General features: G+C 48.1%; 15 protein-coding genes and 1 pseudogene. 1 reads left to right on the top strand and 15 read right to left on the bottom strand.

The features are described 5' to 3' along the window. The 9 genes and pseudogenes from J3351_RS14210 to J3351_RS13460 form a co-directional block, all read right to left on the bottom strand. A pseudogene (locus tag J3351_RS14210) lies at positions 1-133 on the bottom strand (XRE family transcriptional regulator); the annotation flags it as partial. A 38-nt stretch (positions 134-171) separates the two neighbouring features. Beyond that, entirely contained in the window at positions 172-1,794 is a 1,623-nt protein-coding gene (locus J3351_RS13490; RefSeq protein ID WP_077726929.1) for a recombinase family protein, read from the bottom strand. Between the two features lie 107 nt (positions 1,795-1,901). Continuing rightward, positions 1,902-2,087 carry a hypothetical protein gene (locus J3351_RS13485; RefSeq protein ID WP_004849804.1) on the bottom strand — a complete coding sequence of 62 codons (186 nt, stop codon included), beginning with the start codon at positions 2,085-2,087 and terminating at the stop codon, positions 1,902-1,904. A gap of 270 nt (positions 2,088-2,357) precedes the next feature. Further along, on the bottom strand, positions 2,358-3,698 hold the full coding sequence (locus J3351_RS13480; protein WP_207697958.1) for a virulence-associated E family protein: 1,341 nt from the start codon (positions 3,696-3,698) through the stop codon (positions 2,358-2,360). Next, entirely contained in the window at positions 3,583-4,323 is a 741-nt protein-coding gene (locus J3351_RS13475; RefSeq protein WP_207697957.1) for a CHC2 zinc finger domain-containing protein, read from the bottom strand. Before J3351_RS13475 ends, J3351_RS13480 begins: the two co-directional genes overlap by 116 nt. Positions 4,324-4,370: 47 nt before the next feature. Next, on the bottom strand, positions 4,371-5,843 hold the full coding sequence (mobQ, locus tag J3351_RS13470; protein WP_207697960.1) for a MobQ family relaxase: 1,473 nt from the start codon (positions 5,841-5,843) through the stop codon (positions 4,371-4,373). Positions 5,844-5,845: 2 nt separating this feature from the next. Continuing rightward, complete coding sequence (locus tag J3351_RS13465; protein ID WP_207697956.1) at positions 5,846-6,163, bottom strand: DUF3847 domain-containing protein; 318 nt, start codon at positions 6,161-6,163, stop codon at positions 5,846-5,848. Positions 6,164-6,449: 286 nt separating this feature from the next. Beyond that, positions 6,450-6,653, bottom strand: coding sequence for a hypothetical protein (locus tag J3351_RS14325; RefSeq protein ID WP_004614949.1), 204 nt, complete (start codon positions 6,651-6,653; stop codon positions 6,450-6,452). Positions 6,654-6,799: 146 nt separating this feature from the next. Continuing rightward, positions 6,800-7,024 (bottom strand): helix-turn-helix domain-containing protein, encoded by a 225-nt coding sequence (locus tag J3351_RS13460; protein WP_120474617.1) that lies wholly within the window; start codon positions 7,022-7,024, stop codon positions 6,800-6,802. A gap of 302 nt (positions 7,025-7,326) precedes the next feature. Between J3351_RS13460 and J3351_RS13455 the strand changes: the two genes are divergently transcribed. Then, entirely contained in the window at positions 7,327-8,367 is a 1,041-nt protein-coding gene (locus J3351_RS13455; RefSeq protein WP_207697959.1) for a DUF6076 domain-containing protein, read from the top strand. A gap of 234 nt (positions 8,368-8,601) precedes the next feature. On the opposite strand, the gene J3351_RS13450 is transcribed toward J3351_RS13455, so the two are convergent. The 6 genes from J3351_RS13450 to J3351_RS13425 form a co-directional block, all read right to left on the bottom strand. After that, complete coding sequence (locus J3351_RS13450; protein ID WP_207697955.1) at positions 8,602-10,974, bottom strand: ABC transporter permease; 2,373 nt, start codon at positions 10,972-10,974, stop codon at positions 8,602-8,604. 14 nt (positions 10,975-10,988) lie between these two features. After that, positions 10,989-11,654: an ABC transporter ATP-binding protein gene (locus J3351_RS13445; protein ID WP_207697954.1), complete on the bottom strand. Its 666-nt coding sequence runs from the start codon at positions 11,652-11,654 to the stop codon at positions 10,989-10,991. A gap of 5 nt (positions 11,655-11,659) precedes the next feature. Continuing rightward, positions 11,660-11,920, bottom strand: a complete 261-nt coding sequence (locus J3351_RS13440) for a hypothetical protein (protein WP_071422049.1) — start codon at positions 11,918-11,920, stop codon at positions 11,660-11,662. A gap of 129 nt (positions 11,921-12,049) precedes the next feature. Further along, positions 12,050-12,244 carry a Lar family restriction alleviation protein gene (locus tag J3351_RS13435; RefSeq protein ID WP_154255850.1) on the bottom strand — a complete coding sequence of 65 codons (195 nt, stop codon included), beginning with the start codon at positions 12,242-12,244 and terminating at the stop codon, positions 12,050-12,052. Between the two features lie 166 nt (positions 12,245-12,410). Beyond that, entirely contained in the window at positions 12,411-13,442 is a 1,032-nt protein-coding gene (locus J3351_RS13430) for a sensor histidine kinase KdpD (protein ID WP_207697953.1), read from the bottom strand. Beyond that, positions 13,439-13,640: winged helix-turn-helix domain-containing protein (locus J3351_RS13425; RefSeq protein ID WP_207697952.1), on the bottom strand; the 202-nt coding region annotated here is incomplete at its 5' end. The genes J3351_RS13425 and J3351_RS13430, both read right to left, overlap by 4 nt.

The raw sequence follows: 13,640 nt of genomic DNA, 5'->3' as shown, positions 1-13,640 counted from the left end.
TGAGATTTGACTTGTTTTCTTTTTCAGCAATCAAAACCAACTGATCTCCGGATAACAGCTCATCAATGGACACAGAGAAATATCTGGATATTTCCTTTAATGAATCTATGCTCGGATATCCTCTTCCCGTTTCCCTTAATTAAAGATATTGTTGGGTAAAAAAAAGAAAGGTCAGTCGATTTTGCCGATGAAGCGGTAGTAGATTTCTACTTCCTGCTCACGACTTCCGTCCTCGCCCTTGACAGCTTCGTGGACGGTTATTTTTTCAATTAGAGTGTTCAGAAGTTCGGCGGTCAGCTCCACAGGGTTGACATACTGTTTCATTAGGGCAATCCACTTTTCAGCATCCGCTGCGGTCTGTACGGCGGCTTCCATCATTTCGTGAAGCTGTCTTATTTTTGTTTCAAGCTCCTTTTGCTCGTTCTGGTACTTCTCGGACAGCATATTGAAATTATACTCGGTTATGCGTCCGGCAGACCAGTCCTCATACATTTTAGCAAACAGCCCGTCAACCTCGGCTTTACGCTTTTCCGCCTTTTTCAGCTCCGCAGCCTGCTTTTTCTTCGCAGAGTTTCTTTCTCTGTCGCTGGCATTGAGCAGCCGTTTCAGCAGCTTGTCCTCGTCTTTCTGTGCCAACATAGACCAGTATTGCAGTCTTGCAAGCACATAGGCATACAGTACATCATAACGGATATAGTGCATGGAACACTGGCGTAATCCCTGTCCGTTCTTGCTGCAATGGTAGTACCCGTATGGGTTCTTATTCTGCTTGTTTTCCCCATAGGCTAAAGACCATCCGCAGTCTGCACATTTTATCAATCCTGCGAAAATCTGTGTTGTACCATTTCTGCGTTTCCTGCGTCTGCTTGCAATCAGCTCCTGAACTTTTTGGAACACTTCTTCGGAAATGATGGCTTCGTGGGTATTTTCCACACGATACCATTCTTCCTGCGGCTTCCGCACTTTTTTCTTGTTCTTGAATGAAATGTTGCTCTGCTTGTTGTGAACGCTGTGACCGATGTAAGTTTCCTCTTTCAAAATGCTCTTGACCTGTGCAATCGTCCACGCATAGGCTTTTTCTGCGGGCGCACCGGCGTAGATATTGGCGAAAGTCCCATATCTTTCATAGTTCAGCCAGCCGGGGGTAGGTACTTTTTCTTCCACCAGAATCCGTGTAATGCTGGCGGCACCCCTCCCGTGTACGGCAAGGTCAAAAATCTTTTCTACAATCCAGCGTGTTTCCGGGTCGATCAGAAGATGACCTTTTTTGTCCGGGTCTTTTACATAGCCCAGCGGTGCATAGGCTCCATAGTGTGCGCCATTGGCAAATCTTGTGTGCATGGCAGCCTTGACCTTTTTGCTGGTCTGTCGGGCGTGCATTTCATTCAGGATGTTTAAGAACGGTGCAAGCTCGCTTTCTCCGTTGATGGTGTCCACATTGTCATTGATGGCAATGTAGCGTACTCCCTTGCTGGGGAAATAGATTTCCGTGTACTGACCGGTCAGGATATAGTTTCTTCCCAGACGGGATAAGTCCTTTGTGACAACGCAGTTGATTTTCCCGTCCTCGATGTCATCAATCATCCTTTGGAAACTTGGACGCTCGAAATTTGTCCCACTCCATCCGTCGTCAATGTACTCGTCTACAACGGTCAGCCCATGCTCTGCGGCATACTGCCTAAGCATCATGCGCTGGGTCTGGATGCTGCCGCTTTCTCCCTGCAATTCATCGTCACGGCTCAATCTCAAATAAAGTGCGGTGTTATAAATCGTTGTATTGTATGGTTGTTTCACGGTTAAAAATCCTCCTTCTAAAAGAAACAACCCACGCTTATACAATACTCGCTGGTACAAGTATATCATAAGCGTGGGCTGATTGACAGTCGTCATTCCGTATTTTTTCAGGAAGCGGCGGCAGCGTGCTGGATCACATCTTCCAGCAGGCTGTCAAGCGGCTTCCCATCCTGTGCGAAATGCTCCGATACCTTGATACGGACTTTCCCCATGACAAAATACTGGGTGCCGTCTTTTTCGGTAAGCAGGGTGCCGCTGTTTTTGTTATTGCTCTCGTTTTTGCTTTTTGCCATAGGCAGTTACCTCCATAAATGAAATATGCCCGACAAGGGAATGTCAGGCAGGTGTACAGCCGCAGACTGTCTCCATGTCAACCGAACCGTGTCAACCGGCAGAAAAGACTTTGAAAACAATCCATAGGCGCTCTATGATTACTTTTTACTTTTTCTTTGATTTCTTGGTTGACATGGTTGACAAAGGAGAGAAATGCCCCAAATATCAGGCTTTTCCCCGTCAACCGGCTGTCAACCGAAGCGTCAACCAAACTGTTAACCGGCGGCTTTTCAGAATGGCAGTTCCATTTGCCGGGCTTCTTCTTCCGTGATTTCCTTAAAACCGTCCCCCTCCGGCGGGGCTTGGTTGACACGCTCCCAGCCTTTTTGAGAACCGTATTTCTTATACCGCTTCGGGCTTTTGTAGGCTGCCCAGCCCTGTATGATGCCGCCCGCAATGCCAGTATTCATAATCTCGCAGATTGCCCGTGTCTCCCAGTCTGCCGGGGAATTTAAGTTCCCCAGCGCTTCCTCATAAAGCTGCTTGGAGCATACCCTGTCGCCGGTGTAGTCCTCCAAATAGGCGTAGATCATGCCAGCTTGTGTGTCCTCCTGCATGAAGTCCTGCTGGTGGGCGTTCAGGTATCGGTTCATTTCTATGCTGAATGACAGCTTATACTTCCCACTGCGGTAAACCGTCATGGCTTCCGCCCACATCTGTTCGATATACGCCCTCGCCGCCGCTTCATCATCCAGTATGTGAACCTCCGCCCGTTCCGGGTACACCGTCACGGGGAGAAAGCGCCGGTTGCCGGTGCGGTCACGGGGTAAAAAGTCCTGCCGGTTGGTCGTCCCTCCGAATACACATTGCCGCAGCCGGTCTGCCGGGTGTGTCTCATACGGCACTTTGTAGGTTTCTTTCTGGCGGCTTAAGAATGACTTGATTTCCTCAATACTCTTGGCGTTGGCTGTGGCGATCATCTCCGACATCTCGATAATCCAATGCCCTTGCAGCTTGCGGTACACATTTTCATCGTCCAGCTTCTTCAAATCGTCTGAAAACCATTCGTCCCTGCCTGCCAGCAGCCGGAAAAAGGTAGATTTCCCGGCTCCCTGACCACCAACCAGACAGAGCATGACCTCAAACTTGCTCCCCGGTCTGAATACCCGCCGGATGGCTCCCATCAGGAACAGTTTCAAGGCTTCATAGGTGTATTCGTCCGTATCGGCTCCCAGAAAGTGATGCAGGGCGTAACGGATGCGCTCTGTGCCGTCCCATTGCAGGCTGTCCAGGTAATCCCTGACTGGATGGTAGCGGTTTTCATTGGCAACAATCTTGATGGCACTCTGCACCTTTTTCTCGCTGGTAAGCCCGTAGTTTTCTTCCAGATACAAAAGCAGGTAGTTCATGTCCATGTCGGTCAGCGTGGTACTGGTGCGCTCCCAGCCCAGTGGCTTCACAATGTCAATCTGCTCCGTCAAAAGGTTCAGGCGCAGCGCCCCGCGAAACAGAGGGTCACGCTGGAACACCGTCAGGCAGTTTCGGATGCTGTTCTTCACGCCGCCTTTCTGCGTCCCCTCTAATGTTTCCCGGATTTCTGCCGGTGTTTGCGCCGGTTCCATTGTGTCCATCGTCCTTTTGACCACTTCCTGCGTTTCCGGCGGCAAGCTCTGAAATTCGCTGTTCAAGCCGCAGCACCTCCTTTCCCTGTGCGGCGATCAATGCCGCTTTTTCTTCTATTTCTCCGTATAACAAAATATCCAAAAGGTATTCTGTGTAGCTTATCCTCTGCAACGCTTCCACAAAAAGAGGATGCCAGATGGCATCCTGCGGCTGTGGGGCGTATGCTGTTTTCCAATGCTCCAGCAGGCGCAGATAATCGCATAGCACCCGGAAACAATACCGTTCCGTTTCCTGAAATCTCTGCTCCGCTGATTTTTGTCGGGGCTGTGACCTGTTGTGACGCTTCCTATCTGGCGGCGCATTGCCGGGTTTCTCATAGGAAACGCCGAAGTCCTCCGCAAGCCTGACCGCAGCTTCCCGTTTCCCCAATCCATGCAGCAAAGCGGCAAAGTCGATCACATCCCCGGAAGCCCCGCAGCCGAAGCAGTAAAAGCGGCTGTCCACTTTCATGCTGGGCGTGCGGTCATTGTGGAATGGACAGCAGGCCATGCCGTTTCTCCCAACCCGGATTCCATAGAATGAAGCAGCCTGCCGGGTGGTAACAGACTGTTTCACCGCTTCAAATACATTCAAATGCTCCCTCCATAAAAATACCGGCAGCGGTAAAGCTGCCGGTTATGTCATAGCTCCATCTCGTGTTTCTTTCTCTGTACTTCCTGTGGCTGCTCTCTCCGGCGCAGTGCGGTATCCACGGCGTTCTGCACTTGCCGCAGCCGTATCACTTCCTCCCGGAGCGGCTTGTGCTGCGGAGACAGTTCGGCATACTCTGCTTTTAACTGTGCGTATTCCTGTTTCCATGCTTTCAGGGCAATGGGTTTTCCGTCCAGTTTTTCTTTCAGAATACGGCGGGCGGCATAAAACAGCCGTAACTCCGCATCGTGGGATGTTTCAAATTTCTCCCTCTGTTTCTTAAACTTGATATTGTTCAATTCCGTATGAACAGGTTTTAGCCGCTGGTAATTCTCGCCCTCCCGTATCAATTCCTGCAATTCCTTTATCCTGGCAGATTTCTTTTTCATGGAGCCGCTTAATGCTTCAAATTCTTCACTGACAGAGGAAAGACGCTCCTGCAAATCCTCTAATGTGAGCAGCTTGTTTTCCGTCAGATAATTGACGGCTTCGGCAAACTGCTTTAAGTTTCCGGTTCTGGCTTTATTGCTCCATGCCCCTGCGTTGCGCTGGTTGTAATAAGCGATCAGCAGGTCGGCAAGGCTCGGTGTCTGCGGTTTGGAAAGTTCTTCTTTTACCTCTGCCATCCAGACAAACAGGGCTTTGATCTTCTTCCTCACATCCTGCATGAGCCGGTTGGTGGCTTTAATCCAGCGGTTCAGTTCCCCTTTCTCGGTGCGGATGCCCTTTGCTTCCATCTGCCGGACATTAGCTCCCTCGTGGACAGTAGGTATCAGGTCAAGCCCCTGCCGCACATAGGAACGGTGGTCGATACGCACATCCAGCCCTTTTTCCTCAAATTTTGTATTAACGGCAGCCGCCCACTGCTCCCGCCAGTGTTCCAGCGTTTCCGGCTCATGCCAGTCTGTTGTATGGACAGCGTTAAACATATAATCGCCGTTTTTATCCCGGATTCGGTTTCCATCTTCATCAAGAAGATATTCCCGCCGCTGTTTTTGTCCCCATGTGCCATCCGGGTTCAAAGGGCGCATGGTTGTCATCACATGGAAATGCGGGTTAGGGATACCGCCGTCCTCTTTCTCCGGGCTGTGAAAAGCAAGGTCGGCAATCATGCCTTTTGCCACAAACTGCTCCTGCACGAACTTCCTCGCCAGTTCCATGTTTTCTTCCAGCGTCAATTCATTCTGCATGGCAATATCAAAGGAATAGGCAAGCTGTGCTTTTGGATGTTTCTCGCAGCTCTCCACAGCATTCCAGAGGGTCGCCCGGTCAAGATATATTTCCGGCGCATGGGGCGGCAGCATGATTTCCGAAGCGATCACGCCGCCCTTTTTGGTGTAATCGCTGACTTCTCCATAGTAGCTGCTGTAAAGACGCTCCCCGGCTCGGTAGGCTGCGCTGGCAATGGCGCTCTGACCGGCGCTGCGCTTTATCTGTGCGATTGAAAAATGATAAAGTGCTATCCTTAGTCACCGCCTTTCTCCTGCCCGGAAATACGGGCGTGGTTTTCTACGGCAGACCGGATGAAATGCTCCGCCTGCGGCAGATTCAAAATGCTTTCCATGAGGGAATAAAATTCCGCTTCGGATAGCTCCTTTGTCTGTGGTGCAATGCTCTCAATAGCTGCCCCACGGGTAATCAGCCGGTGCGTCCTCTGTTTCCGGGAACCGCTTTCCAGATACGCCTGCCGGTTTTTCAAACGCTGCATTTTCCGTTTTTCCCGTTCCAGCAGGACAGTGGTTTTTTCATATTCCTGCTTCAACTGTTCCAAAGATTTTTCCATGTTCTCACATCCTTTGCTGATAAGATAAAGAAAGACCATCCGCAGACAGTCTGTGTGTCAGTGCTTCTATAAAACCCGATGAAAAGGGAAAACCGCAGAGCGGATTTCTCTTTTCGGCGGATACACAGGGGATAGCCGCTTTAGCGGCGCAAGGGGGTGTAGCCACCTTGTCGGAGCGAAGCGAACGCAGACCTCGGATTGCTGATTTTATCAGCGGCAGAGGTAAGCTCCGCAGGACGCACGATACATGGTCTTTAGACTATGTATAGAAGTGCGCCCTTAGTTCCTAAGGGATTTTGCCGTTTCCGGCAGTTTTGTCCTTTTTCTTGGAACGCTTAGAAAGGTACTTCGGGCAGTCAACCACAACCGCCCGGAAGCTCTGTTTACATTCGTGCTGGCATTTCCGGCACAGTTCGTTGTAAGTGATACGGCTGCGGTCATTTAAGAAGAAAGACCATTCCAGCCGCCGCTTGTTGCTCATTCTTGCCATAACCGGCTCCTTTCTCCGTTTCTATCTGATGTACGCAGATAGGCTGTTTTGGTGTAGCGTTTCGGTATCATTTTTAAGTTTTTTTCCCTCTGTATACCCCTTTGTAAAGTGCGGCAGTATTGCAGTCAGGGAATGATAACTCACGCTTATTTGTCGCTTCTCGGTACGGTTTCGGAGCCTTTTGCCATCCATTCAAAGAAAGCAATTTTGCTGACCTTGATAAGCCTGCCCCTGCGGAACGCCGGAAAGCCGGGTGTGTGTACCAGCTCATAGGCGCTCGCTCTTGAAATTCCCATAATCTGCTGAATGTCCGCCACATCCAGAACCAGCGGTAAATCCTCGTAGCTGTTCAATCTCTTTTTATCGTTCATTCTGTTCCTCCCATAAATCAAATAGGTTAAAATGCTTCCTGTTGCCGTTTTCCCCAAAAGCCGTTTTCCTGCCCCATTCCTGCGGTGTTTCCCTGCATTGGTGCGCCGGATGCGTCACTTTTCCTGCCGGTCATATCCTTTTTGGACGGTCATTCACTTGTCAAAGTACTGTTTGGTACGAAATTACCAACTGCAATCATCATAGCGGACTATTCTTGACAAAACAATGCTTCTGCGATACCATGAGTGTAACGGATATAACTGAATTATATAATTACCATAATCAAAGGCAGGGGATAGGGATGGAGAATCAGTTTATACGGCATGAGCCATGTTTTGAGAGGATTTTGTTTGTCCTGACGCTGGACAGGAAGAAAATGAAAGAACGGATTTTGATTGGGGAAGAACAGCAGATCCGCTTCCGTCTGAACGGGAGCCAAAACGCAGAGGTGCTTTGTGATATGACACGCCCGCTGGGGACTTTTTTGATAAACTTTGAGCGTGACACGGACAGAGATTGGAACTTATACGGGCTTTCTCCGCTGCGGCAAGCCCTCCACTCCAACCGATGGAAACAGCCGGAGCTGGAGCAGGCGGCAAGCGAATTTCTCTGGGGAAAATATCTTAGCAATGACCCTCTGAAAATGTATGTGGCGTTCCGTATCTGGAACAGCTATCTGCTTTCCAGAGAACCCCGTGACCGTAACGCTGCCTGTGACCGCTTCATGGATAAAATGAGCAGCCTGACCGGGGTATTCCATAACGAAGCCATGAGCTTTGACAGGGAGACAGGAAAACCGAAACATTTTCAAGCTGGCAGCCTTTATTTCAAAGGCGCACCGTCAGAAGATACCCGGCTTGACCTCTGGTTCCCGGACAACCGTCGCACAGAAGAATGTGTGTCTGCCTATGCGTCTCTCTACCCGTTGATTACCTATTATCTGAACAGGCTGAATGACTGGGGGCTTTGCTTCCGGCAGTGCAAGGTCTGCGGGAAATATTTTCTGGCAAAGAGCCAGCGGTATGAGCTGTGCAGCGACAAGTGCCGAAAAGCACAGGCGCTTCAAAACAAGCGGGAATTTGACGAGAGGGCAAGAGAAAATAACTATGACCTGCTTTATAAAAATGAATGCCAGAACTGGCGCAACAAAATAAACCGGGTAAAAAATACCGCAGGCTTTCCGGCTGACCGTCTGGAAAAAATACAGGCTGCCTTTGCCGACTTTAAGAAAGAAGCCTTACAGAGAAAAAAGGCTGTAAAAACAGGAACAGCCAGCCCGAAAGAATTTACGGACTGGCTGTATCAGCAGAGTAATGTAATTGTGGAGCTGACCGAGATATGAAAAACTTTCTATCGTCAATTTCGCATTATTGCAATAACAGATTGCTTCTTCCATGAATGGTAATATTATCATCAAACTTTTGGAAGAACTATAAATGTCCGAGGTGCCTTTGATTTCGACAGAAAAACAGGCTGAATTGTTACAACGCTCGGACATTTCAAAAATTTCTTTGAGAAATGGGAGAAATGGCGGAAAAAGCGGGGCAGCACACGCCGCCCCGCCGATCCCAAAAGGTTATTCCATTGTCTTAATGCGGTCTACAAGAGATTGCTTATGGCAATAGCGAATGGCTAAAGTCGAATATATCAATGCAATTACTACGAGGACTGCAAAAAATAGAAGCACTTGCAAGAATGGGAAAGTATAATGCAATTTTCCGAACACTCCAACTTGATTAAATATCTGGCATAGAATATAACCTGCTGCTGTGCCGAAAACAAATGTTATTGCCATTGTCCCAAACACATAATACAAACATTCCATTCTCAACATCTTATATAATTGCTTGTTTGATAGACCGATAGATTGCAATACTCCAAATTCTTGTTGTCTGGATACAAGGTTCGTCATCAAGGTATTGCAAAGGTTGATAATACCGAAAATTGCAATAAAAACAATTAACCCGTAGATCGGAATCTGATACCCTGTCATGTGCATTTTTATGGAAGATAGTGCATCATCAAAGCTATTAAATTGAATATCAGGATTGTCACCGATTGCATTTAAGACAACATTTTCTGCCGCAGGAAGCTGGTTTACATCTGCATTTATAACAAATTCAGTATTAAAATTCTTCTTCTCTGGATATATCTCGGATAGTACATTTTCCGGGACAAAGAAATATGTTCCGTTGTAGTCCGTATCGCTCATATCAATAGTTCCGACGACAGATAATTCGATTTTCTTTCCAGAAGCAGATACTATTGTTACCACATCTCCTAAAGCAACACTATAATCTTCCCATGACTTTAGCATACCGGCTGTGTCATCAATTAAGATACCATTTTTCCCGACAAGTTCCTGGTAGCTTATTTCCTCTGATAGTAGGTTATTCGATAAGCCGGAAAATTCATCGTCCGACAATCCTATAATTTCACGGAACGAGGACGGTTCTTTTTTATCTGGAAGCAAAATGTCTGCGGAACATCCCTTTATAGATTTAACATCTGTGATATATGGAGAATCTGTCAAAAGATTCATCATGCTATCGTCCAGTGGATTATCTTTCAAGGAATTGCCGCTATATTCATCGGAAAGTGTAATCAAAAATTCCTTATCACCAAATGACTGTCGGGCCATATCTTCTTCATCAATAGAAGCCAGAAATGTTGCTGCACTCATTAGCAAAATTCCTGAAAATCCCAATGATATTAAAGTCAAAATCACTTTTTTGTGGTTTCGCATAAAACCGATTTTAGCCAAATTTTCAGGAGTTAGTTTTCTCCTTAATTTTTTGGTGTTTAACTTTTCGTTTTCAGTTGTCGTTGATATGCGTACAGCTTCAATGGGAGAAATGCTTGCTGCAATTTTAATCGGCTTGCGAATTGATAGAACAACCGATAATTCAGTCAATATGGAGATAACAACGATAATTGCCAATGTATTAAGCCAATTCCAGCCTTTGGGTACAAGCACATATCCTATTAAGCAGCCAACTACAATCCCTAATGGAATTGAAGTGCGGGATAATTGCCAGCTTTCTCTTTTTACCATGCGTTTAATCTGTTTTTGGGTCATGCCAATTACCCTTAAACGGCCATATTCTTTGACTTTCCCAACGACTGAAATATAAAATAGGCTGTATATAACGGTGGAGCAGGCAATCACAATTAGAATACTAATTGCCGCTACGCCCAGCATATCTCGGCTTGAGTTATCAACACTATCAAAGTAAGACGAACTATAAGCGATCTGTTCTTCTCTGATTCCATAAGGGGTCAAACAGGATTTAATCAAATTTTTCAATTCGTCCTCTTTGAATGATCCGCTTCCCATTATCCGTAGTGTAGCATTATAAGGGATGTGATCTTGAAAATACGATTGCAGAAAAGAATCAGATACCAATACTTGATACCGCCTATTTGCACCATCGTCATGTAAAAGACCGCATACAGTGAAATTTGCGTTTTTCCCATTTTGCAACGGTAATTCGATTTCTTGGTTCAATTCAACAGGACAGCCAATATGTTTCAAATAGGCTTCCGAAACTGCAACTTCATTTTCCTTATCAGGTAAGTTCCCAACAAATTCTGTGGAATACAAATACAGATTATTGCTGTCCCGAAAATTAACATTCAATGTATAATCATCAACACGGAAACTATCAACTAAAGCCTCTGTTCCTACCATTTCAATGTTGGAATCTTGCCTTAAATCATTGATTGTTTCCAAATCCACATCAATAACTGCCGCTTGGTAGCGCCCCTGTAAGAATGTTTTCAATTCATGTGATTTTCCGAATGTATAGAGCGCAAGAACGGTCATAAGGCAGGCAGCAAAAGCAATCGTTACAATAATAAAGATGTTTCTTCGCTTATCTGCTTTAATGCTTCTGTTTGCCAGCTTCTTTGTAATGGCGCTGGTATCATTTTCAAAAGGCCATGTCATATCTTGCCACCTCCTTATTCCACGATCTTGCCATCCTCAATGCGGACAATCCGATCTGCAAGGCGGGCTATGTCGTTGTTGTGGGTAATCATCACAACAGTTTGCCGGAACTCCGCACTGGTGCGCTTGATAAGCCCCAGCACCTCGGCGCTGGTCTTGCTATCAAGGTTGCCGGTCGGCTCGTCGGCCAGCACAATAGCCGGTTTGGTAATCAGGGCGCGGGCGATAGCCACACGCTGCTGCTGGCCGCCGGAAAGATTGTTCGGCATATTTTTCAGTTTATCTTCCAGCCCCAGCAGGCGAACGATCTCGTCCAAAAACTTCTGATCCACCGTGTCCCCGTCCAGCTCCACCGGCAGGACGATGTTCTCATACACATTCAAGATGGGAACAAGGTTATAGTTCTGAAAGATAAAACCGATGTTGCGGCGGCGGAAGATGGTGAGCTGTTCATCGTTCTTCTTTGCCAGTTCTTCGCCCCGGACGATCACGGTTCCGCTGGTGGGAGTGTCCAGCCCGCCCATCATGTGAAGCAGGGTGGACTTGCCGCTGCCGGAGGTTCCCACAACGGCCACAAACTCGCCGTCCTCCACGGAGAAGTTCACGCCGTCAAGGGCGCGGGTAATGTTCGGCTCTGTACCGTAATACTTTTTCAGGTCAATAGTCTGTAAAATGCTCATAAAATTCAATCCTTTCTTTGTTTGTTGTAAATGCGGAACGCTGCTGCGCCGGTGGCCGCCAACTGCACCAGAATCAGCACAGCGAACAGGCCGAAGCTCTCATAGTAGAACAGTTCATCCCAAAACAGGAGAACATCACAGAGAGCAGTCAAGGCAACCGTCCAGCGGATGTGCCGGGCCAGCCATTGCCGGAACACCAGCACAAGGACAACGGGCGGGACGATCAGCAGCGCCAGATTCAAAATCAATGTCGGGGTCAGTTCCATTGCGTCGCCTCCTCACTTTTGTTGATTTATAAATTGAAATTATATATACCTGAAAGCCGATTAACAGAATCAGCGTAATACTTTGGGGAGGACAGAAGCAACTGTCCTCCTGTTGGGAAGTGTTCAGCCTTATTCAAGGACTTGAGGGTTTTCTACATAAGAGCGAACTACTGTACCACAATTTTTGCAAATTACATGAATCAAATTTTCGCCTTTAAGTGTCAAGGCTTTATTTGGTTGAACTTTTGCATAAGTGGATTGAATCCCCTCAACAACATCTTTGCCACCACACCACGGACAAACATACTGTTTCTGCTCATTCATAGAACGCGCCTCCTTTCTTGTTGATAAGGCTATTGTAAACCCCAAATGTCCGCGAAATGTTACAGCGGCCAAAAAATTTTATTGAAAATCGGGGTGAAATGTTACAACGCTCGGACATTTCAAAAAAATTTACGGCGGGCAGCCGGAAATGGCCGTCCGCCGCGTTCTATTTTGTAGGCAGCATAATGGAAAATTCCGAACCCTTGCCCGGCTCCGAAACCACTTTGATATAGCCGCCCTGCCGCGTTACGATCTCGCGGGCCAGATACAGGCCAATGCCCACGCCCTGCTGTTCGTGTACTTCTTCCTCACGATAAAAGCGCCGGAAGATGGCGGCCTGATTGCTTTCGGAAATGCCTTTGCCGGTGTCGGTCACTTTGATCTCTACATACATTTCCCACAGCACCACCGACACAGCGATTTTCCCGCCTGCCGGGGTGTACTTCACCGCATTGTCCAGCAGGTTAAAGAGGGCTTCGGATGTCCACTTGCTGTCATGGGAAACGGCCAAATCCTCCGGGCAGTCCACGGACACGGCGATTTCCTTTTTCTCCGCTGCATACACGATCCCACTCATGGCCTGCGCCACGGTATCAAAGAGGCGGCCCGATTTCTTGTCCAACTGGATCACGCCCGTTTCCAGCCGGGAAGTTTTCACAAGGGCCTGAAAGAGAAAGTCCAGCTTATCCGTCTGGTTGCGGATTCCCCGGATAAAGTCGGTGCGCTCCGCCTCGGTCATAGGCTTTTCCAGCAGGGTGTCCGTCGCCATTTTCAGATTGCTCACCGGCGTTTTCACCTGATGGGAAATATCTGATACAAGGGTCTGTAACTCCTGCCGTTCCTCGTCCACCCGGCGGCGGTTCTCCTGCATGATCTGGTAAAGCCTTGCCAGCCGGTGTCCAATTCTGGCAAGCTGGGTTTCGCTGTCCTCCGGGCGCTGGGGCGCTTCATTCCCGGCGATCATGTGGTCTAAAGTCTGGCACAGGTCAGCGGTAAACTGCGACAGCCGCTTTCCAAAGGTCTGCGTTAATACGAAAATCCCCACAAGGGCGCACAACAGCAGCGCCCCGCCCGTCAGCAGCACCGCCGTCTGTTTCGTCGCAAAAAACAGGGCTATGGTGATCCCGGACATGGAGAGGACAATCCCCATTGCCACCCGGCCAAACAGCCGCTTTACCGAGAGGTTCTTAAACTTCATTTTGCCTCGCCTCCCGTCCATTGATAGCCCATGCCGTAAACGGTCTTGATGTAGGGCGCGCCGCCGTCGGATTCAATCTTGCTGCGAATCCGGCTGATGGAGGTTGTCAGGGTGTGTTCGTCCACAAACCTCTCGTCTATATCCCACAGCTTTTCCAAAAGCTGCCCACGGGTCAGCACTTGCCGGGGATTTTTGCGG

The organism is Faecalibacterium sp. Marseille-Q0746 (assembly GCF_017377595.1).
In the GTDB taxonomy this organism is placed as follows: domain Bacteria; phylum Bacillota; class Clostridia; order Oscillospirales; family Ruminococcaceae; genus Faecalibacterium; species Faecalibacterium duncaniae.
Note: the sequence above shows the minus strand (reverse complement) of the source record. Positions and strands in the feature narration are given on the sequence as shown.

Excerpts from the sequence above, each read along its gene's own strand:
- J3351_RS13480 (WP_207697958.1), bottom strand. The coding sequence starts at position 3,698 with ATGGACACAATGGAACCGGCGCAAACACCGGCAGAAATCCGGGAAACA.
- J3351_RS13445 (WP_207697954.1), bottom strand. The coding sequence starts at position 11,654 with ATGAGCATTTTACAGACTATTGACCTGAAAAAGTATTACGGTACAGAG.
- J3351_RS13440 (WP_071422049.1), bottom strand. The coding sequence starts at position 11,920 with ATGGAACTGACCCCGACATTGATTTTGAATCTGGCGCTGCTGATCGTC.
- J3351_RS13485 (WP_004849804.1), bottom strand. The coding sequence starts at position 2,087 with ATGGCAAAAAGCAAAAACGAGAGCAATAACAAAAACAGCGGCACCCTG.
- J3351_RS13450 (WP_207697955.1), bottom strand. The coding sequence starts at position 10,974 with ATGACATGGCCTTTTGAAAATGATACCAGCGCCATTACAAAGAAGCTG.
- J3351_RS13460 (WP_120474617.1), bottom strand. The coding sequence starts at position 7,024 with ATGAACGATAAAAAGAGATTGAACAGCTACGAGGATTTACCGCTGGTT.
- J3351_RS13430 (WP_207697953.1), bottom strand. The coding sequence starts at position 13,442 with ATGAAGTTTAAGAACCTCTCGGTAAAGCGGCTGTTTGGCCGGGTGGCA.
- J3351_RS13455 (WP_207697959.1), top strand. The coding sequence starts at position 7,327 with ATGGAGAATCAGTTTATACGGCATGAGCCATGTTTTGAGAGGATTTTG.
- J3351_RS13435 (WP_154255850.1), bottom strand. The coding sequence starts at position 12,244 with ATGAATGAGCAGAAACAGTATGTTTGTCCGTGGTGTGGTGGCAAAGAT.
- J3351_RS13465 (WP_207697956.1), bottom strand. The coding sequence starts at position 6,163 with ATGGAAAAATCTTTGGAACAGTTGAAGCAGGAATATGAAAAAACCACT.
- J3351_RS14325 (WP_004614949.1), bottom strand. The coding sequence starts at position 6,653 with ATGGCAAGAATGAGCAACAAGCGGCGGCTGGAATGGTCTTTCTTCTTA.